The sequence below is a fragment of the Paraburkholderia sp. EG287B genome, assembly GCF_040965595.1.
Lineage (GTDB): Bacteria > Pseudomonadota > Gammaproteobacteria > Burkholderiales > Burkholderiaceae > Paraburkholderia.
Window position 1 is genome coordinate 14376 of record NZ_JBFRCG010000015.1, and the last position, 25099, is coordinate 39474.

The 25099-nt window shown below is 64.2% G+C and carries 25 protein-coding genes and 1 pseudogene; 18 read left to right on the forward strand and 8 right to left on the reverse strand.

All coding sequences use genetic code 11. The annotated features are described in order from the left end of the window. The first annotated feature begins 33 nt into the window (after positions 1-33). The 3 genes from AB4Y40_RS26755 (at position 34) to AB4Y40_RS26765 (ending at position 4070) form a co-directional block, all read left to right on the forward strand. Positions 34-2853 (forward strand): DUF4118 domain-containing protein, encoded by a 2820-nt coding sequence (locus AB4Y40_RS26755; RefSeq protein ID WP_368690385.1) that lies wholly within the window; start codon positions 34-36, stop codon positions 2851-2853. After that, a complete protein-coding gene (locus tag AB4Y40_RS26760) occupies positions 2850-3551 on the forward strand; it encodes a response regulator (RefSeq protein ID WP_368690386.1) in 702 nt (233 codons plus the stop codon). Before AB4Y40_RS26755 ends, AB4Y40_RS26760 begins: the two co-directional genes overlap by 4 nt. Before the next feature lie 102 nt (positions 3552-3653). Beyond that, entirely contained in the window at positions 3654-4070 is a 417-nt protein-coding gene (locus tag AB4Y40_RS26765) for a universal stress protein (protein ID WP_368690387.1), read from the forward strand. Between the two features lie 25 nt (positions 4071-4095). On the opposite strand, the gene AB4Y40_RS26770 is transcribed toward AB4Y40_RS26765, so the two are convergent. Then, positions 4096-5277, reverse strand: coding sequence for a cation:proton antiporter (locus AB4Y40_RS26770; protein ID WP_368690388.1), 1182 nt, complete (start codon positions 5275-5277; stop codon positions 4096-4098). A gap of 393 nt (positions 5278-5670) precedes the next feature. Here AB4Y40_RS26770 and AB4Y40_RS26775 point away from each other — a divergent pair, with 393 nt between their 5' ends. From AB4Y40_RS26775 to AB4Y40_RS26790, 4 genes are all read left to right on the forward strand, one after another. Continuing rightward, positions 5671-6219 carry an aspartate carbamoyltransferase gene (locus AB4Y40_RS26775; protein ID WP_368690389.1) on the forward strand — a complete coding sequence of 183 codons (549 nt, stop codon included), beginning with the start codon at positions 5671-5673 and terminating at the stop codon, positions 6217-6219. Positions 6220-6228: 9 nt separating this feature from the next. Next, positions 6229-6906 (forward strand): Crp/Fnr family transcriptional regulator, encoded by a 678-nt coding sequence (locus tag AB4Y40_RS26780; RefSeq protein ID WP_368690390.1) that lies wholly within the window; start codon positions 6229-6231, stop codon positions 6904-6906. Positions 6907-7000: 94 nt separating this feature from the next. Further along, positions 7001-8224 (forward strand): Zn-dependent hydrolase, encoded by a 1224-nt coding sequence (locus AB4Y40_RS26785; protein WP_368690391.1) that lies wholly within the window; start codon positions 7001-7003, stop codon positions 8222-8224. 147 nt (positions 8225-8371) lie between these two features. After that, positions 8372-8824: a PA2169 family four-helix-bundle protein gene (locus AB4Y40_RS26790; protein WP_368690392.1), complete on the forward strand. Its 453-nt coding sequence runs from the start codon at positions 8372-8374 to the stop codon at positions 8822-8824. A 91-nt stretch (positions 8825-8915) separates the two neighbouring features. Here the strand turns inward: AB4Y40_RS26790 and AB4Y40_RS26795 are convergent, their stop codons facing one another. The 5 genes from AB4Y40_RS26795 to AB4Y40_RS26815 form a co-directional block, all read right to left on the reverse strand. Then, positions 8916-9218, reverse strand: a complete 303-nt coding sequence (locus AB4Y40_RS26795) for a hypothetical protein (RefSeq protein WP_368690393.1) — start codon at positions 9216-9218, stop codon at positions 8916-8918. A gap of 309 nt (positions 9219-9527) precedes the next feature. Beyond that, positions 9528-9707 (reverse strand): hypothetical protein, encoded by a 180-nt coding sequence (locus AB4Y40_RS26800; RefSeq protein ID WP_368690394.1) that lies wholly within the window; start codon positions 9705-9707, stop codon positions 9528-9530. A 275-nt stretch (positions 9708-9982) separates the two neighbouring features. Beyond that, positions 9983-10165, reverse strand: coding sequence for a hypothetical protein (locus AB4Y40_RS26805; RefSeq protein ID WP_368690395.1), 183 nt, complete (start codon positions 10163-10165; stop codon positions 9983-9985). 173 nt (positions 10166-10338) lie between these two features. Continuing rightward, positions 10339-10887: a carboxymuconolactone decarboxylase family protein gene (locus AB4Y40_RS26810; protein WP_368690396.1), complete on the reverse strand. Its 549-nt coding sequence runs from the start codon at positions 10885-10887 to the stop codon at positions 10339-10341. A 110-nt stretch (positions 10888-10997) separates the two neighbouring features. Further along, complete coding sequence (locus AB4Y40_RS26815) at positions 10998-11825, reverse strand: helix-turn-helix domain-containing protein (RefSeq protein WP_368690397.1); 828 nt, start codon at positions 11823-11825, stop codon at positions 10998-11000. Between the two features lie 567 nt (positions 11826-12392). Here AB4Y40_RS26815 and AB4Y40_RS26820 point away from each other — a divergent pair. Then, positions 12393-12611, forward strand: a complete 219-nt coding sequence (locus AB4Y40_RS26820) for a BON domain-containing protein (protein WP_256095105.1) — start codon at positions 12393-12395, stop codon at positions 12609-12611. A 90-nt stretch (positions 12612-12701) separates the two neighbouring features. On the opposite strand, the gene AB4Y40_RS26825 is transcribed toward AB4Y40_RS26820, so the two are convergent. Further along, entirely contained in the window at positions 12702-13607 is a 906-nt protein-coding gene (locus AB4Y40_RS26825; RefSeq protein ID WP_368690398.1) for a LysR family transcriptional regulator, read from the reverse strand. 98 nt (positions 13608-13705) lie between these two features. Between AB4Y40_RS26825 and AB4Y40_RS26830 the strand changes: the two genes are divergently transcribed. The 10 genes and pseudogenes from AB4Y40_RS26830 to denD all read left to right on the forward strand — a co-directional run bounded on the left by AB4Y40_RS26830 (position 13706) and on the right by denD (position 23061). After that, on the forward strand, positions 13706-15010 hold the full coding sequence (locus tag AB4Y40_RS26830; RefSeq protein WP_368690399.1) for a CitMHS family transporter: 1305 nt from the start codon (positions 13706-13708) through the stop codon (positions 15008-15010). Positions 15011-15028: 18 nt separating this feature from the next. After that, positions 15029-16402: an acyclic terpene utilization AtuA family protein gene (locus tag AB4Y40_RS26835; RefSeq protein WP_368690400.1), complete on the forward strand. Its 1374-nt coding sequence runs from the start codon at positions 15029-15031 to the stop codon at positions 16400-16402. After that, positions 16389-16703, forward strand: a complete 315-nt coding sequence (locus tag AB4Y40_RS26840; protein ID WP_368690401.1) for a hypothetical protein — start codon at positions 16389-16391, stop codon at positions 16701-16703. The genes AB4Y40_RS26835 and AB4Y40_RS26840 overlap by 14 nt, the downstream gene beginning before the upstream one ends. 123 nt (positions 16704-16826) lie before the next feature. Next, positions 16827-17531, forward strand: a complete 705-nt coding sequence (locus tag AB4Y40_RS26845; RefSeq protein WP_368690402.1) for a FadR/GntR family transcriptional regulator — start codon at positions 16827-16829, stop codon at positions 17529-17531. Between the two features lie 68 nt (positions 17532-17599). Further along, complete coding sequence (gene ltnD / locus AB4Y40_RS26850; RefSeq protein ID WP_368690403.1) at positions 17600-18490, forward strand: L-threonate dehydrogenase; 891 nt, start codon at positions 17600-17602, stop codon at positions 18488-18490. Between the two features lie 19 nt (positions 18491-18509). Next, entirely contained in the window at positions 18510-19829 is a 1320-nt protein-coding gene (gene otnK / locus AB4Y40_RS26855; protein ID WP_368690404.1) for a 3-oxo-tetronate kinase, read from the forward strand. After that, positions 19826-20482 (forward strand): aldolase, encoded by a 657-nt coding sequence (locus AB4Y40_RS26860; RefSeq protein ID WP_368690405.1) that lies wholly within the window; start codon positions 19826-19828, stop codon positions 20480-20482. Before otnK ends, AB4Y40_RS26860 begins: the two co-directional genes overlap by 4 nt. 135 nt (positions 20483-20617) lie before the next feature. Then, positions 20618-21210, forward strand: a pseudogene (locus AB4Y40_RS26865) (MFS transporter). A 22-nt stretch (positions 21211-21232) separates the two neighbouring features. Continuing rightward, positions 21233-22021 (forward strand): 2-oxo-tetronate isomerase, encoded by a 789-nt coding sequence (otnI, locus tag AB4Y40_RS26870; RefSeq protein ID WP_368690406.1) that lies wholly within the window; start codon positions 21233-21235, stop codon positions 22019-22021. 50 nt (positions 22022-22071) lie between these two features. Beyond that, on the forward strand, positions 22072-23061 hold the full coding sequence (denD, locus tag AB4Y40_RS26875) for a D-erythronate dehydrogenase (protein ID WP_368690407.1): 990 nt from the start codon (positions 22072-22074) through the stop codon (positions 23059-23061). Between the two features lie 80 nt (positions 23062-23141). Here the strand turns inward: denD and AB4Y40_RS26880 are convergent, their stop codons facing one another. Beyond that, entirely contained in the window at positions 23142-24857 is a 1716-nt protein-coding gene (locus AB4Y40_RS26880) for an alpha-keto acid decarboxylase family protein (RefSeq protein WP_368690408.1), read from the reverse strand. Positions 24858-25099: the final 242 nt, after the last annotated feature.

The window sequence follows — 25099 nt, forward strand, 5'->3', positions numbered from 1 at the left end:
ACGACCATGGGATGACTCGCAAGGAGACGTGCGATGAACCGGCCCGATCCCGACGAACTGCTGGACCGGATGCAGCGTGACGAGGAGAAAAGCCAGCGAGGACGGCTGAAAATATTTTTTGGCGCATCGGCCGGCGTCGGCAAGACATTTGCGATGCTGCAGGCAGCTCGCCGCCGCAAGGACGAAGGTGCCGACGTCGTCGTGGGGATCGTCGAAACGCATGGACGCAAGGAGACGCTCGCACTGATCGAAGGCCTGGAGGTCATCGCACCCGCGCGCATCGAATATCGCGGCCGCCTGCTTGCCGAATTCGATCTCGACGCCGCGCTCGCGCGCAAGCCGCAACTGATCCTCGTCGACGAACTCGCGCATTCGAACGTCCAGGGCAGCCGGCATCTGAAGCGCTGGCAGGACGTGCAGGAACTGCTGGCTGCCGGCATCGACGTGTTCACGACGGTCAACGTCCAGCATCTCGAGAGCCTGAACGACGTGGTCGGACAGATCACGGGCATCCGCGTGTGGGAGACGGTGCCCGACCGCGTATTCGATCTCGCCGACGAGGTCACGCTGGTCGATCTGCCGCCCGAGGAACTGCTTGACCGGCTGCGCGAAGGCAAGGTCTACATGCCGCAGCAGGCGGAGCATGCGGTCCGCAATTTCTTTCGCAAGGGCAATCTGATCGCGCTGCGCGAACTCGCGTTGCGCCGCACGGCCGACCGCGTCGATGCGCAGATGCGCGAGTACCGCGCCGATCAGTCGATCGAGCGCATCTGGCAGGCGCGCGAACGCATCATCGTGTGCGTCGGTGCGGGCCAGGCGAGCAGCAATCTCGTGCGCGCGGCGGCGCGCCTCGCTTCGAACCAGAAAGCGGACTGGCTGGCGGTCTACGTCGAGACGCCGAAGCTCGCGCGGCTGCCCGACGCCATTCGCAAGCGCACGCTCGAGGCGCTCAAGCTCGCCTCCGAGCTGGGCGCGGAAACCGTCACGCTGCAGGGCGACGAGGTCGCGACGACGGTGCTGGCTTACGCTCGCATGCGCAACGTATCGAAGCTGGTGGTGGGCGCGTCGTCGGTGCGGGGATGGCGCGCGCGCCTCAGTCCGTCCGTCGCGCAGCAGATGGTCTGGTCGGCGCGCGATATCGACGTCACGGTGGTCAACTCCGGCGCGGTGCGCGAAGCCGCCGAGCGCCACGATGCCGTGAGCGGGTTTGCGGGGCCCGATATGGGCGCGCACCGCTCCGCACCGGTCTCCTACGCCTGGGCACTCGCGATCTGCGCGGCCATTACGGCGATCGCCGGCATGCTGCTTGACCGGATCGCGCAGACCAATCTCGTGATGCTCTATCTGCTCGGCGCCGTCTTCACGGCCGCGCGGCTCGGGCGCGGGCCGGGCGTGCTGTTCTCGTTTCTCGGCGTGGCGGCATTCGATTTCTTTTTTGTGCCGCCACGCATGTCGTTCACGGTCGCCGACACCCAATATCTGCTCACCTTCGCCGTGATGCTGATGACCTCGCTGATGATCAGTCACCTGACCGCGAGCCTCAAGCGTCAGGCGCATCTCGCCACGCTGCGCGAGCGCCGCACGGGCGCCATGTTCGCGATGACGCGCGAACTGGGTGGCGCACTGATGACGGACCAGATCATCGAGATCGGCATGCGTCACGTGAGCGAAGTGTTCCAGGCACGCACGGCGGTCCTGCTGCCGGATAGCGCGGAGAAGGTGCGGCCCAAGGTCGAGAATCCCGATCCGGCGACCGCACTCGACGACGTCGATCTCGATATCGCCCAATGGGTCTATGACCAGCAGAAACAGGCCGGCCACGGCACGGAGACCCTGCCTGCCGCGACGGCGCTGTACCTGCCGCTGAAGGCGCCGATGCGCACGCGCGGCGTGATCGCGCTGCTGTCTGAACGGATGGCGGAGTTTGCCGTGCCCGAGCAGCGGCGCATGCTCGACACCTTTGTCGCGCAGATCGCGCTCGCGCTCGAACGGGTGCACTACGTCGAGATCGCACAGGACGCGCTGGTCAGCATGGAATCGGAACGCCTGCGCAACTCGTTGTTGTCCGCGATTTCCCATGACCTGCGCACGCCCCTCACGGCGATCGTGGGTTTCGCCTCGGTGCTCGCCGAGCAGGGCGCCGCCGTGACAGGCGGGCCCAGGGCACAGGAGCTTTCGGAGGCGATCCGCGAGGAGGCGCTGAGAATGAACGGGCTCGTCGTCAATCTGCTCGACATGGCGCGTCTCGAGGAAGGCAGCATGCGGCTGAACCGGCAGTGGTCGTCGATCGAGGAGGTGATCGGCTCCGCGCTGGCCGGCTGCCGGCGCATGCTGGGCGAACGCCAGGTTGAGGCACGCGTGCCCCCCGATATCCCGCTCGTGCAGTTCGACGCGGTACTCGTCGAACGGCTCTTCGCCAACCTGTTCGAGAACGCGGCCAGATATACGCCCGCAGGGTCGCCGCTCACCATTGGTGCGTCCATGTTGCACGAGGAGGCACACCGGTACGTGCGGGTCGAAGTCCGGGATAGCGGGCCGGGGCTGCCTGCGGGCATGGAAACACGGGTGTTCGACAAGTTCACCCGTGGCGAGAAGGAATCGGCACTGCCGGGCATGGGTCTGGGGCTTGCCATCAGCCGCGCGATCGTCGAGGCGCACGGGGGCAGGATAGGCGCGTCCAACCGCACCGATATGAACGGGAACGTGCTCGGCGCGTGTTTCTGGTTCATGTTACCTGCGGACGAAACACCGCCTGCGGAAACCGAAGTCCCGGAACTACGCGGGGCGGGGACGTCCCAGAACCGGTCGCCGGACGCCTCCGGTAGTGCCGTGAATCGCCTGGCCATGCCATGAGCGATCCGGGCGTTACGGTTGTCCTGATCGGGGACGACCGGCAGATTCGCCGGTATGTGCGAGCCGCACTCGAAAGCGAGGCGATGCGCGTCTTCGATGCCGGCACCGGGCAGGAAGGGCTCGCCATCAGCGCCAGCGCCAGGCCCGATCTGGTGATCATCGACCCGGGCCTGCCGGACATGGAGGGTGTGGACGTGATCCGGCAACTGCGCGCCTGGTCCGCTGTGCCGGTCATCGTGCTGTCGGCACGCGCCCGGGAAAACGACAAGGTGATGGCGCTCGACGCGGGCGCTGACGACTACGTGACCATGCCGTTCGGCATCGCCGAATTGCTGGCGCGCATCCGGGCGCACCTGCGCAGGCAGGATCGCTCCGTCACCGCGGATTCGGCCAGGGTGTCGTTCGGCGCGGTGACGGTCAATCTGGCAGCCAGGTCGGTAGAACGCGACGGCGAGACGATCCATCTGTCACCCATCGAGTATCGCCTGCTGGTCACGCTCGTTCGTCACGCAGGCTGTGTGCTGACCCATCGCCAACTCCTGGAGGAGGTTTGGGGACCCGCCCATGCGCAAAATGCGAACTATCTGCGCATCTATATGGCGCACCTGCGCCAAAAACTCGAAGGGGATCCGGCCCGACCCGAGCATATCGTGACGGAGACCGGGGTTGGATATTGCCTCGTCGGCGTAGGCTGTTGATGAGATTTTTATACGTTGCCCCGCGACTTTTACGTCATTCTGGCGAGGTCCGTGCTTCAATCAGGCTGGAAATGACGAATGGGTGTGGACTGGAGGTTGGCTGTGCTGAAACTGCTTATTCCCGTGCTCGGCGCCAAAGGGGCGACCGAAGCGGCGCGTCACGGAGCATTCCTGTTTTCGGAACGATGCGTATCCGAGGTCGAGATCGTCGAAGTGCTCGACGATGTGGCACGAGGCCGTGCCGTAGCGTTCCATTCGCCGGCGGCGTTGCACAGGCGGGAGAAGCAGGCAGCACTCGATGCGCTCATGCAGACGCGGGCGATTCTCGATGACGCGGGCGTGCCGTATACGTGGAAACGCGTGTTCGGGCCGGCGGAGCGGACCATCGCACAGTGTGCAGAGAAGGGGCATGCGGATATCGTGGTGCTCGATGCAAGCCACCTCGGCTTCTTCCACAAATGGGCCGTCCTCGCCAGGCTATGGCGCCTGACTTCGACACCAGTGACGATGCTCCACTGAAATCTGCATGCCGCTGGGCGCAGCGTCACACGACTCGCAAGCGCCGCAGCAGCACTGTCATCGTGGTGCCCTGAACGAAAATCGAAAAGGCCACCACGGCAAACGACACCGTAACGATTTCCTCGCGACGCGGCACGCCGGGCGGCAAACCCATGGCGAGCGCCAAAGCCAGCGCGCCTCGCATGCCCCCCCAGAACAGGATATGTTGATGCCGCACGTCGATGCGCAGCGATGAGCGCGCGAACAGCATGCAGCACGGGTAGACCGCCACCGCGCGGGCCAGCATCACGACGACCACGGCGATGCCGATCGAAGCCCACACTGTTTCGTACTCCCGCTGGGCCTGCTGAATGCCGATGAAGAGAAAGATGAACGAATTCGCGGCGAATACCGCGTATTCGAGTACGTTCTCGACGGCTTCGCGGCCTCTCTTCGTCATTGGATTGACCGCGTTGCGCGTCCCCATCACGAGGCCTGCAACCAGCGTTGCGAGCACCCCCGAAAGATGAAGGTTCTCGGCGAGCAGAAACGAGCCATAGGCCGCGATCATGGCGAACGCGATCTCGACGAGATGATCGTCGGTACGGTGTAGCAGCGACAGCACCACGTTGCCGATCAGCAAGCCGCACAGGACCGAGCCGAGAAGCACGACGCCGGTGATCTTCAGCACGTCGAGCGGATGAACGTGCGCGCCGCCGACGAATGCCAGCACGACGCGAAAGCCTGCGGCGGCCGTGCCGTCGTTGAAGAGGCTCTCCGCCTCCATCAAATTCCTGAAGCGGCCCGCCACGCCGGCTTCCCTGAAACTGGCCAGGACCGAGACGGGATCCGTCGCGGCGATCAACATGCCGAAAAGCAGGCCCGAAATCCAGTCCCAGTGCAACAGGTAATGCATGCCCATGGCCGTCACGCCAGCCGACACGAGCACGCCGACGAAAGCTAACGTCTGGACGACGGCAAAGTCTCTGCGAATTTCCCCCCAACGCATGTGAAACGCCGCTTCGAAAATGAGCGGCGGCAGCAGTACGTTGTAGATGAAGTCTTCGTTGAGAGGGATAACGGGAAATCGGGAAGAGGCGAGAAAAGAGAGGGCGATTCCAGCGATAACCAGACCGACGCTGTACGGCATGTGCAAACGCCGCACGAGCATTGCCACCAATGCCGAAACGAGCAACAGCACTTCGAAAAGGCCGACGTTAAAGTCCATCCGGACGGCTCCGGTCGAGGGAGGCGGAAATTTCGCTGCGGCTGGCCCGATCTCGCCAACGCCTTGTGTTGCTGGGCGAATCCCGCAGTATAGGCGCTGCGCTGTTATCAGATCATACGCAGGGAAAGGTCCTCGCTGCTATGCGTGCCGGCCTGGACGATGTGGACATCGACGCGCCTCCTGTTCGTCGCCAGGGCGTGACGATATAGGCGGTGGCATGCCCATTAGAATTGGCGTAGCTGGCGGCATCTCATCGGCCATGGCACGACGCGTCCAGCGGACCCGCGAACGCTGGCTTCCCGCGCGAAAGGCGCACTGCGGCGTATGATTCCAGTCATAGTCCGAGCGAAACGCCGGCGCTAAACTGCTTGCGACTTTCGACTGGAGCACCCCATGAAATGCCCTTCAACCACCGCATTCGCGACATGGACTGCCGTGCTGCTCGGCGCCGCCGTTCTTTCGTCTCCCGCCACCGCCGAAGTCACGGCACGACAGGGAGACGTTGCGCAACAGGGCGCAAAGGTGATGCCATTCTCGCTTGCCGCCACCACTCACATCTTTACGAAGACCGCAGACGGTGGGATTCAGCAGGTCGTCACGAAGCATCATGATCCGAAGCAGGTCGCGCTGATCCGCAGGCATCTGGCCGGGATCGCCCAGCGGTTCGCGGCGGGTGACTTCGAGGCGCCGGAGCAGACCCACGGCAGCGATATGCCCGGCCTCGCTGCCCTGCGTACAGCCCAGCCGGGCGAACTGAAGATCCACTATCTCGACTCGCCCAATGGCGGCGAAATCGTGTACCGCTCGGAGGAGCCTCGCCTCGTCGCCGCGCTGCACGTGTGGTTCGATGCGCAGCTGTCCGATCACGGCCAGGATGCGATGGCGGGGCACGAATCCGGCATGATGCATCATCATTCGATGAACGCTTCGACAGCGCAATAGACCGCACAGGTGAACACGACCGATATTTCCGATTCCTTCAGTGCATATGCGGTGGCGGACCTGCAGACGTGGCCGGACGCGCTGCGCAATTCAGCCCTGTTGCGTCGCTACGATCGGGGCGCTTACGTATTCAAGCGCGGACAGCGGGTCGAGTCGGTCTACCTTGTTCAGAAGGGGCAGGTACTCTTGCGACGTGACGAAGCGCACGGCGAATCCCTCACGCTGCAAACTGCGCGTCCTCGTGAGTTCCTCGCCGAAGCGAGCCTCTTCAGTCCGCACTACCACTGCGATGCATTTTGCGCGAGCCCGAGCGAACTGCTGGTCTTTCCAGCGAAGACGCTGCTTGCGTGTCTGGAGGGTGATCCATTGTTCGCGGTCGACTGGATCCGGCTCCTGTCTCGGCAACTCGTGCGCAGTCGCGCACGCGAGGAACGCCTGACGTTGCGTTCGCCGCGCGATCGCGTCCTGCATTGCCTGCGTCTTGAGCACGACACTCACAAACGGTTCACGGCACCCGGCACGCTCATGCAATGGGCGGGCACGCTCGGAATCGCCCATGAAACCTTGTATCGCATTCTGGCTCAGCTGGAACAGCAGGGCCTGATCGTGCGCGACGGGACTCAAATCGTCCTCACGGAGCGTCAACGGGAGAATGCCGGACGATCACGCCGAACGCAAAGCCGTTGAGAGCGAGAAGGAAAGGTTTTCGGGCGTCAATTATTTTTGAGTTTTCGTTATCGAGCCAGGTGGACAGGCTCGGTGCTTTTCGGGAGCGTGCAAGATGATCTTCGTAAATCAGCAAAGACTCTGGGATGCGCTGATGGAGATGGCGGCAATCGGCGCGACCGCGCACGGCGGTAGTTGCCGGCTGGCGTTGACCGACAAGGACGTGCAGGGCCGGCGGCGCTTCATGCGCTGGTGCGAGGAAGCCGGCTGCGAAATCCGCATCGATCCGATCGGCAACGTGTTCGCGCGACGGCCAGGCACGCAGCCCGACGCCCCCGCCGTGATGTGCGGCAGTCATCTCGACACGCAACCGCTCGGCGGCCGATTCGACGGCGTGTACGGCGTGCTCGCGGGTCTCGAGGCCATTCGCACGCTCAACGAGCTTGGCATCGCGACGCGGCATCCGATCGACGTGGTGGCATGGACCAATGAAGAGGGCTCGCGCTTCACGCCGGGCATGATGGGCTCCGCGGTCTACGCGGGCACGCTGGATCTCGATACCGCACGCGAGCGGCCCTGTATGCAGACGGGCGTGCGGCTCGGCGAGGAACTCGAGCGCACCGGCTTTGCCGGCAGCGCGCGCGAGCGGCAGATGCCGAAAGCCTACTTCGAAGCCCATATCGAGCAAGGCCCGGTGCTGGAGAACGCCGGCGTGCCGATCGGCGTCGTGACCGGCGTGCAGGGCATGTACGAACTCGATGTGACGGTGACCGGCTTCGAATCGCACGCGGGCACGACGCCGATGAGCGCGCGCAAGGATGCGATGGGCGCAGCGGCCGCGATGATCGCCGCGATCATCGAGCACGGCCATGGCTTCGATGCCGACGCCCGCGTGACCGTCGGGCATGTCGCCTGCCAGCCGAATTCGCCGAGCACGATACCAGGGCTCGTCAAGTTCAGCCTCGACGTTCGCCACCCATCGCGGCCGGCGCTGCAACGGCTCGTCGCCGACATTGAAGCGATCTGCCTGCAGCGCACCGCGCTGCGCGGCACGAGTGTGCAGGTGCAGACGGTCGCCGAGTATGAACCGGTGCTCTTCGACACCGAGTGTGTTGCGCGCGTGCGCGAGACGGCGACCGCCGCCGGCTACGCGTGGCTGGAGATGTGCAGCGGCGCGGGGCACGACGCGGTGAACCTCTCATACGTTGCGCCGAGTGCGATGGTGTTCGTTCCTTGCAAGGCCGGACTCAGCCACAACGAGGCGGAAGACGCCGACCCGCTGCATCTCGCGCAAGGGGCGTCGGTGCTGGCGAATCTGCTGGCAGATTGCGCGCGGTAAAGGAGTGGGGCGTGAAGCAGTTCGCTCACCGCGCGCATACCGGGATCGTACCCTTGGCGCGAGGTTCGCGCGCCTCAACAGCCCATAGTTCGGGCATGGCGTATGCGAACCGGGAGTCTCACGCGGTTACTGGACGGGAGCAAACCTATGACAACCACTGTCATTGCCATGCTGAACGAGTTGATCGAAACATCAAAGGACGGCGAGCAAGAATTCACGAAAGCAGCCGACGAGGCACAGCACGCAAGCGTGAACGAAGCACTGCTCGAAAGTGCCGTGCACTGTTCGCGTGGCGCGCGCGAGTTGCAGGAGCTCGTCGTCAAGCTTGGCGGCAAGCCGGAAAACGGCGGCAGCGTTGCGGGTGCGTTGCATCGCGGCTGGCTCAATGTGAAATCTGCGGTTGGCACCCGCACCGACGACGCCATCCTGGCGGAATGCGAAAAGGGTGAAGATACCGCGGAGAAGCGGTTTCACGTTGCGCTTGAAAGGAATCTGCCCGCTGATGTGAACGCCGTGGTGGCGCGGCTATATAGCGATGTGGCACAGGATCTCGATCGCATCCGCGAGCTGCGCGTCCAGTTTGCCGAGACGAAGCCCTGACCTGCGGTCGCGCGGCCGTTGCATGGTGACTTTGCATGGTGACCCGTGCCGCCACTGCGGCGGCAAACAGCGAGACCGGGCCTTCTGGCGATCAATGAAATTTGGCGGTGTGGCGACGGTGCGCGGTCGCAAGGAGCGTATTGTCGGCGTGGTCGACGTGGCGCTCCTGCGCGCCAGGTTCGGTCACGACCACCCGCACGTCCTGCGCGAAGGCGTCCTCGAACCGGATGCGCGCCACTGTAAGACAATCCGCGGGCGTGCCGGCTCCCAGACGTACCGCGGTCTGGGCAGTGGCCTTCGCGGCAAGGCCAAATACAGCGACCGCCTCATCCCATGTGAGGCCCGTCGTCATCACCTCCTGAATGAGCCTGCCCGCCACCGCCTCGATCTTCACTCTTCGTTCCTTATTCATCACACTACTCCCGGTATTGCACGTAGTCGCTTCAGGTATGGAAACAGCGCAAATTTCGGGCCTGGTGCGAAGCCGGGCTTGCTGCGGGGCAGCTACCTCAATCGATTTCAGTGTTCTTGAGCGAGCGCCCCTGGAGACGGCTACGTTTTCACTTCCGAGTGTTTTGCGATAAAACGACTGCCTTGTGATAATAAAAATTATCTTTACAGATGTGTCGTGGATCGCTTTTCCGACGAATCTCCAACAGTTCGTGTCCTACGGTCGCCGGGTTACCCTGCTCCGCGCGACACGTTATTCGACACGACAATTGCATCGCGTGAGCTTGCGAAAGATCTGAAGCGCGAGCCCGCCGATCACCACGATCAATGCACGACCGATACTCGAATCGACACTCGCCATGACCTCGGTGAAATAGATCGCGGCGCCTGCTACCAGGGGATGAAAGAGCCCCTTATCATGAAGTTCATCCATTTGAACTCTCCAACGTATGGACCGCCGACGGACGGCCCGTGCAATGTCTTTCCACTTGATACCGAAGGCGGTTCTCTCGCTGATTCGCTGCGATGCTTCGCATACCTTATTTCGTGTTTCCATGATCGACCACTCGTCCTGTCTAGCTAGTGCACCGTTCTTGTTCCTCTTTTCCGAGGATCCAGGGGAATCTTGGCGATCGCATGAGCGCGATTCAATTACGTCACGGGTAATCGAGAAGCTTCGAGGAAGCGGGGGCACGCTATCGTGATCGTTTAGTCAGCCATCACTCCCACATGCACCGCATCTTCGTAAGCCTGCGATAGCAGGTCCTCAGTTCCGAAGAAATCGTTGGCACTTTCGTCCAGCCAGGTACGGCTTAGCCCTCCATCGCGCTTGCACGAAGAGACGAATTGGTAGGGGAACGAAGGTGCGGTCGATGGATTCACGTTGTTCATGATTGGCTCTTGTCCTTAAATCGGCGCACACGATTACCCCACAGGGTTGATGGGTCTGTACCCTGGCTTAGAGGAACCGGAGGATCAAAGACCCTTTCCCGAAGGGGAAAGGGCTTGAACGAGGCATTCTGCGGCGGCGGGTTTGGATGGTGCTCCCGCCGCTCAAACTCACTTCACGCCTTCCACGCGTAGGGCTGGAACATGTCTTCGAGGGGCGGCTGGGTGACGCTCGCGGTGTAGTTCGTGATCGTCGAGGCGGCGACCACGAGGATGACGTCGAGCACCAGTGCCTGATCGAAGCCAGCTTTGGTGAACGCAGCGATGTCGTCATCGTCGACATGGCCGCGCTTTTCGATCAGCGTGCGTGCCAGGCGCGAGAGCGCCGCGAGCTTCGGGTCCTCCGGGAGGCGGCGCTCGCGGATCGCCTGCACGTCGGCCTCGCTCAGGCCTTCCTTGAGACCGAGGCACGAGTGGAATGCGACCGGCCAGGTGGCGCCATTGGTCACCGCATTGGTGAGCAGCAGCGTCTGGACATGCGCTTCGGAAAAGTTGCCGCCATGCGCCTGCTGAAACAGGCCGACGAGGCCATTGATCAGCTTCGGCGAGCCGGCAATCGCGCCAGCGATATTGGGCACCATGCCGAAGGCCTGGGCGAGCCCGTTCAGCGCGGGCTTCGATTGTTCAGGGGCGGATTCGAGGGTATAGATGGGGAAGTGAGCCACGGTATTTCCTTGAGAGTTGAAGGTATCGCTGATATCGATCAGGCGACAAGCACAGGTTAGTGAGAGAAACGAGCCTCGCCAATTACATGGCTGGTAATCGGCGAGTCAAATCATTCCCGGGCCGCATCGAGCAGGGCGATGTGCCGCGCTTCGGTTGCGTCGTCGGCGGGAAACATGCATTCGATCCGCAGTTCCTGTGCGGCGACCGTCAGCGGTGTTCCGACCGTTGTGATCATCGAGAAGTAGTTGAGTACGGCGCCGTCGTTGATGAAGCCCATCGGCACGATCGGCAGCGTGGACGCAGAACCGGCCATCCCTTGCGATCGCCATTCGGGGCGCACGCCGGGGTAGGACAGCAGCGCGTCGAGGAGCTGTTTCGTCTGAGGATCGACGACGTGGCCCACCGATTCGCGTTGCACGCGCTGGATAAGGCTGTGCGCCACCGCCTCCCAGTTGGCCATATGGGGCCGCAAGCCGCGGGGATCGAAGATCAGGTGCAGGATGTTGCGCGGCCCCGCGCGTGCCGCCATATCGACGAAGCGGTTGAAGAAGTCCGGCGCGGCACGGTTGGTCATCAGCACGTTCCAGTACCGGTCCATGACGATCGCCGGATACGGCTCGTGCTGCTGCAGAACACGCCTGGCCGCGCCTGTGACCAGCGACATCTCCTGGGCATTCCACGCCGCTTCCGAATACATGGGTGCGTATCCGGCCGACAACAGCAGAACGTTGCGCTCGCATAGCGGCACATCGAGCGACTGCGCGAGATTCAGCAGTGTCTGCCGGCCCGGCACGCTTCGGCCGCTCTCGATGAAGCTGACCTGCCGCTGCGAGAGGCCCGCGTCGAGCGAAAGATCGAGCTGGCTGACGCCTCGCACTTCTCGCCAATAGCGAAGCAATCCGCCCAGCTCCTTCGATACTCGCTGGTTGAGGTCCAATGTGCTCATGGTCTTTCCGTATGTATGAGAACAAGCGGTCCGTTGCGATCGATGTACAACCGCGTTCGACCGGATAGCGGAAATTATCGATTCGTGACCATTTCGAGCAATTACGTCGCATGTAATCATTACGGCGGCGCGCCAACTGCCGCGAAATGATGTTCGGAAATGTTCCGCTAAATGGACCTTATCCCTTCGAAGGACCTTCAAATACCGGCATCAAAGCCTGTGACATCTGCACGGGCGATCGGTCTCTCGCGTGTGCGACGAGAAGCTATATTGAGCAGTGACGACATCCATACACGAGCATGTCGGGTGTTCGTCCTATCGTTGCTCGCGCTGTTGGGCTCACGCGAGAACGTTCGTCGCGAGGTGCCGTTCTAAAACCGCCCTGGAGGGAGCATGAGAAGTCGCCTTGGAGGACAAGTCGTCGGTGCCGCACTGGTATTTGCCATCGCAGGCGGCGCGACCTGCGCCAGCGCGCAAACAACTGTAAGTCCGCCTGTCGAGACGTCCGCGCAAACGGCGGCGGCTGCGCCGGCCGCGCCGCGACGGAGGTCCGATACCATGCTGGCTGGCGACGTCCGTCGAGCCCTCGTGCGCAATCCTGGGGTGAATTCCATGAATATTCACGTACAGGTGCGCGGCGGCATCGTTACGCTGACTGGGTGGGTACCACAGCGCTCGCAAATCGAGCGGGCCAGTATCGCGGCAAGGTCCGTTCGCGGCGTCAGAGCGGTTTCGAATCGTTTAACGGTACGAACGGGGCACGGCGGTGGTCGTTGAGCACGCCGACTGGGACGGCACGCCCATACCCGACAAGCGCGAACTGCTGACCATTTTCGGAACCACAGTGCAGAGGGCGGACCGCTACGTCTAGCCCGCGTTACCCCGCGCCTTGCCCCCAAGATCAACCGTATCGACAAAGTCCTCAGTCACACGAGGCAGCGTCCGACCGCGCTTCTTGACGAGCGCAATCGGGCGCACGAACGCCGGATCGTCGATCGGCCGCATGACGAGACCTCGCTCCGCATGCACTTCGCGCGCGGACTCCGGAAGAACCGAGATCCCGAGGCCGCCGCGCACCATCGCAACGGCGGTCATCATATACATCGGCTCGCACGCGATATCGGGCGTGCAACGCGCGTTCGACAGCGCGGCGTCCACGACCGCACGCACGCTGGTTCCAGGCGCGGTCAGCACGAGCGGCATCGATGCGAAGTCGTCGACCGTCACCGTGCGCTTGCGGGCGAGCGGGTGGGTCTTCGGGCACACGATCACGAGGCGATCCTCGCCCGTCTGCAGGACATCGAGCGTCGCATCGACGCTGTGCCCGCCCGTCAGCCCAATATCGACCTCTTCATTGCGCACGAGCGTGTTGACAGCGCTCGCGACGACATCGCGAACCTGAAACCGCGCCTGTGGCACGCGCCTGCGAAACGTCTGGATCAACTCGGGCAGCGCGCTCGCGGCGAAGGTCGGCAGACACGCGAGCCGCACCGTGCCGCTCGACCCGTCGCCAAGCGCGCGCGCATCTCTGAGGGCCTGCTCCATATCGCTTAGCGATCGCGTCAGGATAGGCAGCAATTCGCGGCCCGTCTGGGTCAGCGCGACGCTGCGGCTGTTGCGATCGAACAAACGCGCACCCACCGTTTCCTCGAGGCGTCGAATCTGCACAGTCAGCGCGGGCTGCGACAGATGCAGCCGCGCCGCCGCGCGCGTGAAGTTGCCCGCGTGCGCCACGGTCACGAACGCACGAATGTCGCGGAGATTGAGATCCATAACGAACTGTGATTGCTGCGATCAATTCATTTCAATTGTGTTATTGCAGCGCCGAACTTACGCTGGTCCGCACTAAAAGACAAGACTGGAGACAGAACATGCTGCCGTTGCTGGGGCTCGTGACGATCGTGGTGCTGCTGGCCGCGATACTTTCAAAACGCATGTCGCCGCTCGTCGCGCTCATCATCGTGCCGATCGTCGCGTCGCTGATCGGCGGATTCGGCTTGCAGACGAGCAAGTTCGTCATCGACGGATTGAAGGGCCTCGCGCCCGTCGTCGGCATGTTCGTGTTCGCGATTCTCTATTTCGGCACGATTACGGACGCGGGCACGCTCGATCCGATCATCGACCGCATCCTGCGCACGGTCGGCACCAAACCGACGCGTATCGTGATGGGCACGACGCTGCTCGCGCTGCTCATTCACCTCGACGGCTCGGGCGCCGTGTGCTTTCTCGTCACCATCCCCGCCATGCTGCCGCTGTACGAGCGCCTGAACATGGACAAGCGCGTGCTGGCCGCGGCCGTCTCGATGGCGGCCGGCATCAACTTCCTGCCATGGACGGGGCCGATGATCCGCGCATCGGCGTCGCTGCATCTGCCGGTTTCGGCGCTGTTCAATCCGTTGATTCCGGTCCAGGCGATCGGCCTCGTGTTCGTGTTCAGCATGGCCTGGTGGCTCGGCCGGCGCGAGGAAAAGCGTCTCGGCTATTCTTCCGCCAGCGGCACGCTTGCGCTGCCCAAACGCGAACTCACACCCGAGGAGCAGGCGCTGCGCCGCCCGCAGAACTTCTGGTTCAACATCGTGCTGACGATCGTCGTGCTCGGCACGATGGTCGTGATGGGCGAGAAGATTCCGCCCGCGATCATGTTCATGGTGGGCCTGTGCATCGCGCTGATGGTGAATTACCCGAACGTCGACATGCAGCGCAAGCGCATCGACGCCCACGCGCGCGCCGCGCTGATGATGGCGGGCATTCTGCTCGCAGCGGGCGTGTTCACCGGCATCATGCAGGGCAGCGGCATGCTCAAGGCGATGGCGCAGGCGGCGGTCGGTTTCGTGCCGCCTGCGTTTGCCGGACGCATTCCGGTCGTGCTCGGCGTGCTGTCGATGCCGCTCTCGATGCTCTTCGACCCCGATTCGTTTTATTTCGGCGTGCTGCCGGTGATTGCCGAAGTGGCGTCGCAACTCGGCGTGCCGGCGGTGCACATCGGCCAGGCCGCGCTGCTCGGCCAGATGACCACCGGCTTTCCCGTGAGCCCGCTCACGCCCGCGACATTTCTCGTCGTCGGCCTGTGTGGAATCGATCTCGCGGATCATCAGAAGTTCACGTTTCCGCTGCTGTTCGGCGCGTCGATCGTCATGACGATCGCGTGCGTCGTGCTGGGCGTGTTTCCGCTGTAAAGAGGAGTGGTAGAAGTCATGAACCGTATCGAATCACCAAGGCGCATACGGATAGGCGCGGGCGCAGGCTATTCGGGCGACCGCATCGAGCCCGCTGTCGAGCTCGCGGAGCACGGCGCGCTGGACTACCTCGTATTCGAATGCCTCGCGGAGCGCACGGTCGCGATCGCCCAGCAGACGCGCCGTCACGATCCCGCACTCGGCTACGATCCGCTGCTCGAAGCACGCATGCGCGCCGTACTGCCGGTCGCCGTGAGGAAGCGCGTACGGATCATTTCGAACATGGGCGCGGCCAATCCCCGCGCGGCGGCGATCAGGACGGCGCAGATCGCGCAGGAGCTCGGACTCGGCGGACTGAAGATTGCCGCCGTCACCGGCGACGATGTGCTCGATGTCGTCCTGCGTTCCCAACTGCGCTTCGAAGAGTCCGGCGACGATGTCAGCCGCTACACGGACCGCATCGTTTCGGCGAATGCGTATCTCGGCGCCGCGCCTATCGTCGATGCGCTCGCGGCGGGCGCGGATATCGTGCTGACGGGGCGCGTCGCGGACCCGTCCCTGTTCGCGGCGCCGCTCATCCACGAGTTCGGCTGGCGCATGGACGACTGGAACACGCTTGGGCAGGCAACCGTCGTCGGGCATTTGCTCGAATGCGCCGGGCAGGTGACTGGCGGCTACTTCGCCGATCCCGGTTTCAAGGACGTACCGGATCTCGCGCGGCTCGGTTTTCCGATCGGCGAAGTGAGCGCCGATGGCAGCGTCGTCGTGACGAAGGTGCCGCATGCGGGCGGCCGCGTGACGGAAGCGACATGCAAGGAACAATTGCTCTACGAGATTCACGATCCGCAACGCTACTTGCAGCCCGATGTCGTCGCTGATTTCAGCGGAGTGCGTGTCGTGGAAGAGGCAAGAGACCGCGTGCGCGTGACGGGCGGACGCGGCAGCACACGCACCGGAACGCTGAAGGTGTCGGTCGCCTATGTCGACGGCTACATCGGCGAGGGGCAGATTTCCTATGGCGGCCCGGGCGCGGTCGAGCGTGCGCGACTCGCGCTCGACATCGTGCGGGAGCGGCTGGCGATCACGGGCGTCGACACGAGCGAACTGCGCTTCGACCTGATCGGCATGAACGCGCTCTATGGCGATGCCCTCGCGGCACGTCACGACGCGCCGTACGAAGTGCGCGTTCGCGTAGCAGGGCGCGCGGCCAACGCAAAGGAAGCGGCGCGCATCGGCAACGAGGTCGAAACGCTCTACACCAACGGCCCTGCGGGCGGCGGGGGCGTAACGAAATCGACTCGCGAGGTGCTCGCCGTGCAGTCCGTGTTGCTGCCACGCGAACAGGTGAATCCGGTTTTCCAGGTTGTCGAGGCAAGCGATGAAACTGCGTGAACTGGCCCATGGCCGCACTGGCGACAAAGGCAATACGCTGAATATCTCGGTGATCTGCTACGACGCGAAGCACTACGCCCATCTGCGCAACGTCCTGACGCCCGAACGTGTCAAGGCTCACCTCGCCGACGTGGTCAAAGGCGAGGTCGTGCGCTACGAACTGCCGCTGCTGGGCGCGTTCAATTTCGTGCTCGGCAACGCGCTCGGTGGGGGCGTCACGCGCTCTCTGGCGCTGGATGCGCACGGCAAGTCGATGAGCATGGCGCTCCTCGATCTCGAAGTAGACGACCTCCCTGAATGACCGCATTGCGGCGCACTTCTCAGCGCCGCGCGACACCCGGGCTGAGCTTTAAGGGTTCTCCCCAATGCAGACCCATGTCCTAAAATTTGTATGATGACCCTATGACATGGCAAATCTGCTGATATGTTCGAGAAAATTCCCAACCGGGCGCTGAGCGACACCGTCGCGCAACAGCTGCTCGCACAGATCGACAAGGGCACGTTCGCGCGCGGCGGCAAGCTGCCGACGGAAGCCGTGCTCGCCCAGGAGTTCGGCGTCAGCCGCACCGTGATACGCGAGGCCATCTCGCGCCTGAAGAACGAGGGCGTCGTCGAGCCGCGTCAGGGCAGCGGCGTGTACGTAGCCGCGCATGGCGCGATCCGGCCGCTGCGCATCGACTACGCGGAAGCGATGGAAGGCGGCTCGGTGCTGCAGATTCTCGCGGTGCGCCGCGCGATCGAAGCCGAAGTCGCGGCGGAGGCCGCGATGCGCCGCACCGACGCCGACATGATGGCCATCGACGCCGCGCTCAGAAAGATCGACGAAGCCGTCGCCGAAGGCCGCGACGGCGTTGCCGAAGACGTCGCGTTTCACCGCGCGATCGCCTCCGTGACGGGCAATCCGTACTTTCTGAAGACACTGACGTTCCTCAATCAATACCTCGAAGCGGGCACGGTCATCACGCGCCGCAACGAGGCGCTGCGCGAGGACTTCTCGCGCCAGGTGCGCGACGAACACGCCGCGATCGTCGCGGCGATCCGCGCTGGCGATCCGATGGCCGCGCGCAATGCCGCGCAAACGCACATGTACAACGCGGCGCGCCGTCTGGCCGAAGCCGGTATCTGCTGAATTTGCAGACGCATTCGCCGGTGCAATCCGCGCGCGCAGTCTGCAGCACTGTTCGTAAAGGAAAGGGTATGTCGAGAAATGTCGGAGTGATCGGTCTCGGTGCGATGGGCATGGGTGTCGCGCGTTCGCTGTTGCGCGGCGGTTTCAACGTCCATGCATGCGACGTGCGCCGCGAAGTGCTCGACCAGTTCGTCGCCGCGGGCGGCACGGCCTGCGCGAGTCCCGCCGAGCTTGGCGCGCAGTGCGACGTGGTCGTCACGCTCGTCGTCAATGCCGCGCAAACGGAAACGGTACTGTTCGGCGAGCAGGGCGCGGTGCAATCGATGAAGCCGGGCGGCGTCGTGATTGCGTGCGCGACGGTTGCGCCCGACTTCGCGATCGACCTCGGCCGCCGCGTGGAAGCGGCCGGCCTCCAACTGCTCGATGCGCCCGTCTCGGGCGGCGCGGCGCGCGCGGCATCGGGCGAAATGACGATGATGACGTCCGGGCCCGCCGCCGCGTATGCCGCGTGCGAGGACGTGCTCGCCGCGATGGCCGGCAAGGTCTACCGGCTGGGCGAGCAGCACGGCGCGGGCTCGAAGGTGAAGATCATCAACCAGTTGCTCGCGGGCGTGCATATCGCCGCCGCCGCCGAGGCGATGGCGCTCGGTCTGCGCGAAGGCGTCGATCCCGACGCGCTCTACGACGTGATCACGCACAGCGCCGGCAACTCGTGGATGTTCGAAAACCGCGTGCCGCACATTCTCAACGGCGACTACACGCCGTTGTCGGCCGTCGACATCTTCGTCAAGGATCTCGGCCTCGTGCTCGATACCGCGCGAGGCTCGAAGTTTCCGCTGCCGTTGTCGGCGGCTGCGCATCAGATGTTCATGATGGCGTCGACGGCCGGTCACGGCGGCGAAGACGATTCGGCCGTCATCAAGATTTTCCCGGGCATCGATGTGCCCGCGAAGCGCTGAGCGGGAAGGGCGCAACGACATGACGAACACGAACGCCTCTGCCGGCAAGCCGCTGCTCGGCTGCATCGCCGACGATTTCACGGGCGCGACCGATCTCGCGAACATGCTGGTGCGCGGCGGCATGCGCACCGTGCAGACGATCGGCGTGCCCGGCGCCGACACGCGCATCGAAGCCGACGCGCTCGTGGTCGCGCTGAAGTCGCGCACGATCGACGCCGCCGACGCCGTGGCGCAGTCGCTTGCCGCACTCGAATGGCTGCGCGCGCAAGGCTGCCGCCAGTTCTTCTTCAAGTACTGCTCGACCTTCGATTCGACCGATCGAGGCAACATCGGGCCCGTGGCCGACGCGCTGCTCGACGCGCTGTCGCGCAAGGGAGGCGACGCGCCGTTCACGATCGCGTGTCCCGCGTTTCCGGAAAATGGCCGGACGATCTATCGCGGGCATCTGTTCGTCGGCGACCTGCTGCTGAACGAGTCGGGCATGGAGCATCATCCGCTCACGCCGATGACGGACGCGAACCTCGTGCGCGTGCTGCAACGTCAAACGCGCTCGAAAGTCGGCCTCGTACGCTACGACGCTGTGGCGCGAGGCCCGCAAGCCGTGCGCGCCTCGGTCGACGCGTTGCGCGCCGACGGCGTGCGCATGGCAATCGCCGATGCCGTCTCGGACGCCGATCTCTATACGCTCGGCGAAGCGTGCGCGGACCTGCCGCTGATCACGGGCGGCTCGGGTGTCGCGCTCGGTTTGCCCGCGAATTTCCGCCGCGCCGGGTTGCTCGCCGACGCCGCCGATGCAGGCGAGCTGCCGCATATCGACGGCGCGTCGGCGGTGCTGGCGGGCAGTGCGTCGAAGGCGACGAACGCCCAGGTTGCCGCATGGCGCGAAACACGCCCCGCGTTCCGCATCGATCCGCTTGCGGCGGCGCGCGGCGAGCCCGTCGTCGAGCATGCATTGGCCTTCGCGCGCGAGCACATGCACGCAGCGCAGCCCGTGCTGATCTACGCGACGGCCTCGCCCGACGAGGTGAAGGCGACTCAGCGCGAACTGGGTGTGGCGCAAGCGGGCGAACTGGTCGAACGCACGCTCGCGTCGATCGCGCGAGGGCTGCGCGATCTCGGCGTGCGCAAGTTCGTCGTCGCGGGCGGCGAGACCTCGGGCGCCGTGGTGCAGGCGCTGGGCGTCGCCATGCTGCGCATCGGCAAGCAGATCGATCCGGGCGTGCCCGCCACCGCCACCATCGCTGCCGAGCCGCTTGCGCTCGCGCTCAAGTCCGGCAACTTCGGCGCGGTCGACTTCTTCGCGAAGGCGCTGCGTATGCTCGACGGAGGCGCGCAGTGACGGCGGCCATTCACACCAGCGGCGAGGCGAAGGTCCGCGAAGAAATCTGCGTGACGGGCGCGAGCCTCTACGCGCGCGGCTACACCGTCGGCAGCGCGGGCAACATCAGTGCGCGGCTCGACGACGGCTGGCTCATCACGCCGACGGATGCCTGCCTCGGCCGCCTCGACCCCGCGGAGATCGCGAAGGTCGATCTCGACGGCAACGCGGTGTCGGGCGGCAAGCCGTCGAAAACGCTGGCGCTGCATCGCGGCGTCTACGAGTGCAATCGCGAGGCGCGCGGCATCGTGCATACGCATTCGACGCACCTCGTCGCGCTGACGCTCGCGGGCGTCTGGAGCGACGCCGACGTGCTGCCGCCCATCACCCCGTATTACGTCATGAAGGTCGGGCACGTTCCGCTGATCCGCTACCGGCGTCCCGGCGATCCGCAAGTCGCGCAACAGATCGCCGCGCTCGCCGAGCGCGTGCGCGGCGTGCTGCTGGAGCGGCTCGGACCGGTCGTCTGGGAGCGTTCCGTTTCGCAGGCTTCGTACGTACTCGAAGAACTGGAAGAGACGGCGCGCCTGTGGCTGACGACGAACCCGCGTCCCGCGCCGCTCGACGACACCGCGCTCGAAGAGTTGCGCACGGTGTTCGGCGCGCGCTGGTAGCCCCCTCGATCCCATCGAGCGTTCCGCGCCCCCATGCGGACCCTCCGTATCACCCACCTCAGGCAAAAAGCCGGAGGGCCGTCCGGTATGAAGCGGGCGGCCTGCAACCGGCGCCAACCCGAAGGAGACAAGCGCATGACAAGCTATCAGGCGGCATCCGTTCGCCCCGCATCCACCGCCGACGCTGCCGGGCAACCCGGCGCGGCCGAAATCGAACGCACCTACGGCAAGGTGTTCTGGCGCATCGTGCCGTTTCTGATGCTGTGCTACGTGGTCGCGTATCTGAACCGCGTCAACGTGGGCTTTGCCGAGCTGCAAATGTCGCAGGACCTCGCGTTCAGCGAGACCGTCTTCGGTCTCGGCGCGGGCGTGTTCTTCGTCGGCTACTTTCTCTTCGAACTGCCCAGCAATATCCTGATGCATCGGCTCGGCGCGCATCTGGATTGCGCGCATCATGATCACGTGGGGCCTGCTTTCCGCCGTGTTCGTTTTCGTACGGACCGATGCAGTTCTATGCACTGCGTTTCCTGACCGGCGCGACGGCGGCTGCGGGCATCGCGATCATCAATTCGATCGGTAATCTGGCGGGCTTCGCCAGCCCGTACATGATCGGCTATCTTAAGGATCTCACGCACAGCACACAGACCGGCATGTACGTGCTGGCCGCGATGCTCGTCATCGGCGCGCTCGCCGTCTGGCTGACGCCCGCGCGGCTCGTGAACCGCTAACCGTATTCAAGGAGTCGCTTCGATGCCACGCTTTGCCGCCAATCTTTCGATGATGTACAACGAACACGCGTTTCTCGACCGTTTCGCCGCCGCCGCGCGCGACGGTTTCGAGGCCGTGGAGTTTCTGTTCCCTTATGAGTTTCCGGCCGCCGACATCAAGCAGCGTCTCGATGACAACGGCCTCACCCAGGCGCTCTTCAATGCGCCGCCGGGTGACTGGGCAGCCGGCGAGCGCGGCACCGCGTCGCTGCCGGGCCGCGAGGACGAGTTTCGCCGCAGTATCGACACCGCACTCGACTACGCCCGTGTACTCGGCAACGACAAGCTGCACGTGATGGCCGGGTTGATCAAGCCGGAGCAACCGCGCGCCGCGCATCGCGAGGTGTATCTGAAGAACCTCGCTTACGCGGCGCAGGCCGCCCAGGCTCACGGCATCACCGTCGTCATCGAGCCGATCAACACGCGCGATATTCCCGGCTTCTTTCTGAACCGGCAAGACGACGCGCAGGCCATCTGCGCGGAAGTGGGCGCGCCGAACCTGAAAGTGCAGTTCGATCTCTACCACTGCCAGATTGTCGAAGGCGATCTCGCCGTCAAGCTCAAGCGTGACATGAAGGGCATCGGGCATATCCAGATTGCCGGCGTGCCTGAGCGGCACGAGCCGGATCTTGGCGAAGTGAACTACCCGTATCTGTTCTCGCTGATCGACGCACTCGGCTACGACGGCTGGATCGGTTGCGAATACCGGCCGCGCGCGGGCACTTCGGAAGGGCTTGGATGGATCAGGCCGTACGTGAAGGCGCGTAGCTGAGCGAAAGTACCTGAGCGCATTCGACGAACACACTGAGGAACAACAGCGACATGAAAGTACTGATCACGGGCGGTGCGGGATTTCTGGGCCAGCGTCTCGCGCGCGAACTGCTCGCACGCGGCGAACTGAAGGGCGCAGATGGGCAGCGCGAGCCGATCACCGAACTGGTGCTGCTCGACGTCGTCGCGGCGCCGGGGCCGGCTGACGAACGCGTGCGTGTCGAGGTCGGGGACATTGCCGAGCGCAGCGTGCTCGAACGTGTAGTCGACGACAGGACCGCGGCGATTTTCCATCTCGCGGCGATCGTCAGCGGCCAGGCGGAAGCGGACTTCGATCTCGGCATGCGCATCAATCTCGACGCGTCGCGGCTGCTGCTCGACGTGTGCCGCGAGCGCGGGCATCGGCCGCGCGTCGTGTTCACGAGTTCGGTCGCCGTCTATGGCGGCGATCTGCCCGACGTCGTCCTCGATGAAACCGCCTTGAATCCGCAGTCGTCGTATGGCGCGCAAAAGGCCGTCGCCGAGTTGCTGCTCAACGACTTCTCGCGACGCGGTTTCGTCGATGGCCGCGTGCTGCGTCTGCCGACCATCAGCGTGCGGCCGGGCAAGCCGAATGCGGCGGCGTCCTCGTTTGCCAGCGGCATCATTCGCGAGCCGCTGAACGGCGAGCCGGCCGTGTGCCCGGTGAGCGGTTCGACGCGGCTGTGGCTGCTGTCGCCGCGCAAGGCGATCGAATGCCTCATTGCCGGATGCGAGATCGACGGCGCGGCGCTCGGCAACCGGCGCACGGTGAATCTGCCGGGCGTCTCGGTGACGGTCGACGAGATGATCGCCGCGCTGCGGGAAGTCGCGGGCGATGCCGTCGCGGCACGGATCGAATTTAAGGCGGATGAACGTGTGGAGAAGATCGTCGGCAGCTGGCCCGCGCAGTGGGACATCGCGCGCGCGTCCCAGCTTGGCCTGCAAGGCGACGCGTCGTTCAAGGATATCGTGCGCGCGTTCGTCGACGATGAACTCGGTGGGAAGACTGCGCAGCGTTGATTGCCTGCCCGGCTTCTTGCGCGAGAAATAACACACGCCGCCTTCGCAGACCTGAGTCTTTGCGAGGCGGCGTTCTCGTTTTACCGCAGTTGGAGACCCTCGCGATGCTGCGGGCCGCGCGGACCATAGTCGAGTTCGGCGCCCAGATTGCTGCTTCGCGTGATCGCCGCGGGTGCATCGCAGGCGTCCATGATCGATTCGACAAAAATCAGTTTGTCGTTCGGCGCGGCGAGGGCGTTTTGCAGATCCCCGCAGGTCCTGGCCACGAACGACTGCACGGAGGCGCCGGGATGGAGCACTTTCGGCAGCTCCGCGTAGGCCCAGTTCGCGATGTCGTTGTAGGGCTCGGTTTTGCCGAGATAGCCGCGTTCGATGGTGTAGCCGCCATTATTGATCAGCAGGATCGCCGGCTTGTGATCGTGATGCAGAATGGTCGACAACTCCTGCGCCGTGACCTGGAACGAACCATCGCCGATGAGCAGCACGTGGCGGCGCTCAGGGGCCGCAGTCAGCGCGCCGAGCAGGGCGCCGACCGAATAGCCAATCGACCCCCAGTTGATCGATCCGATGAACGTGCAGCCCGGCGGCAGCTTCAGGCCGAGAAGGGAAAACGACGTGCCATTGTCGACATACAGGACGTCGCCGGGCCGCAGATAGTCCTGCACAGACTGCCAGTAAGCGGCTTGTGTCAGCTTCGCGGCAGCCTCGACGTGCATCCGTGCGGCGGGCGCATCCACCGGGCGTTGCACGCGCGTCGCCACCTGCGGGATCGCATCGATCACGCCCCGTAGCACTTCCTTGAGCGTCACCGCCTGATAGTTGTCTTCGCCGATGTCAACGGCGTGCGCGCGCGCGTGGATCGTGCGGGCCGGAAGCGTTGCCGAGAAATCGCCCGTGGTCACTTCGATCGGCCGGTAGCCCACGGCGAGAAGGCAATCGCTGCTCTCGATCGTTTCCTGCACCCCAGGCTCGCTGCCCTTGCCGGCGTAGATGCCAACGTATTGCGGGTGCGATTCGTCGACCACGCCCTTGGCGGCGTTGATCACCGCGACCGGAGCCTGCAGCTTTTCCGCCAGCGCCACGAGTTCGGGGACGACGCCGAACCGGTCGGCGTCCGTATCCACGAGGATCGCCGGTGCGGTTGCCGCGGAAAACTGTTGGGCGAGCGCGGCGATGCACGTTTGCAACCGTTCCGGATCGCTCGGAACGTGGGCAGGAACGAGCGGCGCGGCCGGCACCTCGATCTCGAGGTAAGCGATGTCGGAAGGCAGTTCCATATAGACCGGGAGCTTTTCTCGCCAGGCGGTGAGGATCAGCCGGTCGATCTCGACGACGGCGTTGCGCGGCGTGATCCTCGCCTGGGCGACCGTCACCGGCGCATAGGCGCGCAGGAAGTGGTCGAAGTTGCCGTCGGCCATGGTGTGATGCATGCCGAGGCCGCGATCGATGGAGCGCAGCGGGATCGAACCGCTGATGCAGATGACGGGGACGTGCTCGGCATAGGCGCCCGCCACACCGTTGAGCGCGCTCAAGGCGCCGACGCCGTTCGTGACGAGCAGCGCGCCGAGGCCATTGAGACGGGCATAGCCGTCCGCAGCATACGAGGAGGTCAACTCGCCCGTCGTGCCGACCCATTCCAGCTCACCGCTATCCTGGAGTTGCTGCAACAGCGTGAGATTGTAGTCGCCCGGGACACCAAACAAATGACGAATACCGGCTTCCTGGAGACGGCGCAGCAGGAAGTCGCCAATCGTCATGCGTTGGGTGAGTTTGGCCGTGTTTTGCGTGATTTCCATGGAGGACTCCTAAGGTGGGTCATTGGAGGAAGGGGCGGTACCGGTGATCCATTGCACTCCGCGGAAACGGCGCTGCGTAAATCGGTATGCGGTACAACGGAATCGAAGTCTAGGCGCCCTGCAAAAACAAGAGCGTGACCGGGCCATTACAAAAAAATATCAGGGAGAGAACACGCTGCACTTCGTCATTTCTCTGTAATGATTGAGTAACGGCCCTGTTGGAACGCACTGCCTAGACTGCT

Bases quoted from the DNA above. Each gene is read 5' to 3' on its own strand.
- AB4Y40_RS26755 (WP_368690385.1), top strand. From the start codon at position 34: ATGAACCGGCCCGATCCCGACGAACTGCTGGACCGGATGCAGCGTGAC.
- AB4Y40_RS26760 (WP_368690386.1), top strand. From the start codon at position 2,850: ATGAGCGATCCGGGCGTTACGGTTGTCCTGATCGGGGACGACCGGCAG.
- AB4Y40_RS26770 (WP_368690388.1), bottom strand. From the start codon at position 5,277: ATGGACTTTAACGTCGGCCTTTTCGAAGTGCTGTTGCTCGTTTCGGCA.
- AB4Y40_RS26775 (WP_368690389.1), top strand. From the start codon at position 5,671: ATGAAATGCCCTTCAACCACCGCATTCGCGACATGGACTGCCGTGCTG.
- AB4Y40_RS26785 (WP_368690391.1), top strand. From the start codon at position 7,001: ATGATCTTCGTAAATCAGCAAAGACTCTGGGATGCGCTGATGGAGATG.
- AB4Y40_RS26790 (WP_368690392.1), top strand. From the start codon at position 8,372: ATGACAACCACTGTCATTGCCATGCTGAACGAGTTGATCGAAACATCA.
- AB4Y40_RS26800 (WP_368690394.1), bottom strand. From the start codon at position 9,707: ATGGATGAACTTCATGATAAGGGGCTCTTTCATCCCCTGGTAGCAGGC.
- AB4Y40_RS26805 (WP_368690395.1), bottom strand. From the start codon at position 10,165: ATGAACAACGTGAATCCATCGACCGCACCTTCGTTCCCCTACCAATTC.
- AB4Y40_RS26820 (WP_256095105.1), top strand. From the start codon at position 12,393: ATGCTGGCTGGCGACGTCCGTCGAGCCCTCGTGCGCAATCCTGGGGTG.
- AB4Y40_RS26825 (WP_368690398.1), bottom strand. From the start codon at position 13,607: ATGGATCTCAATCTCCGCGACATTCGTGCGTTCGTGACCGTGGCGCAC.
- AB4Y40_RS26830 (WP_368690399.1), top strand. From the start codon at position 13,706: ATGCTGCCGTTGCTGGGGCTCGTGACGATCGTGGTGCTGCTGGCCGCG.
- AB4Y40_RS26835 (WP_368690400.1), top strand. From the start codon at position 15,029: ATGAACCGTATCGAATCACCAAGGCGCATACGGATAGGCGCGGGCGCA.
- AB4Y40_RS26840 (WP_368690401.1), top strand. From the start codon at position 16,389: ATGAAACTGCGTGAACTGGCCCATGGCCGCACTGGCGACAAAGGCAAT.
- AB4Y40_RS26845 (WP_368690402.1), top strand. From the start codon at position 16,827: ATGTTCGAGAAAATTCCCAACCGGGCGCTGAGCGACACCGTCGCGCAA.
- ltnD (WP_368690403.1), top strand. From the start codon at position 17,600: ATGTCGAGAAATGTCGGAGTGATCGGTCTCGGTGCGATGGGCATGGGT.
- otnK (WP_368690404.1), top strand. From the start codon at position 18,510: ATGACGAACACGAACGCCTCTGCCGGCAAGCCGCTGCTCGGCTGCATC.
- otnI (WP_368690406.1), top strand. From the start codon at position 21,233: ATGCCACGCTTTGCCGCCAATCTTTCGATGATGTACAACGAACACGCG.
- denD (WP_368690407.1), top strand. From the start codon at position 22,072: ATGAAAGTACTGATCACGGGCGGTGCGGGATTTCTGGGCCAGCGTCTC.
- AB4Y40_RS26880 (WP_368690408.1), bottom strand. From the start codon at position 24,857: ATGGAAATCACGCAAAACACGGCCAAACTCACCCAACGCATGACGATT.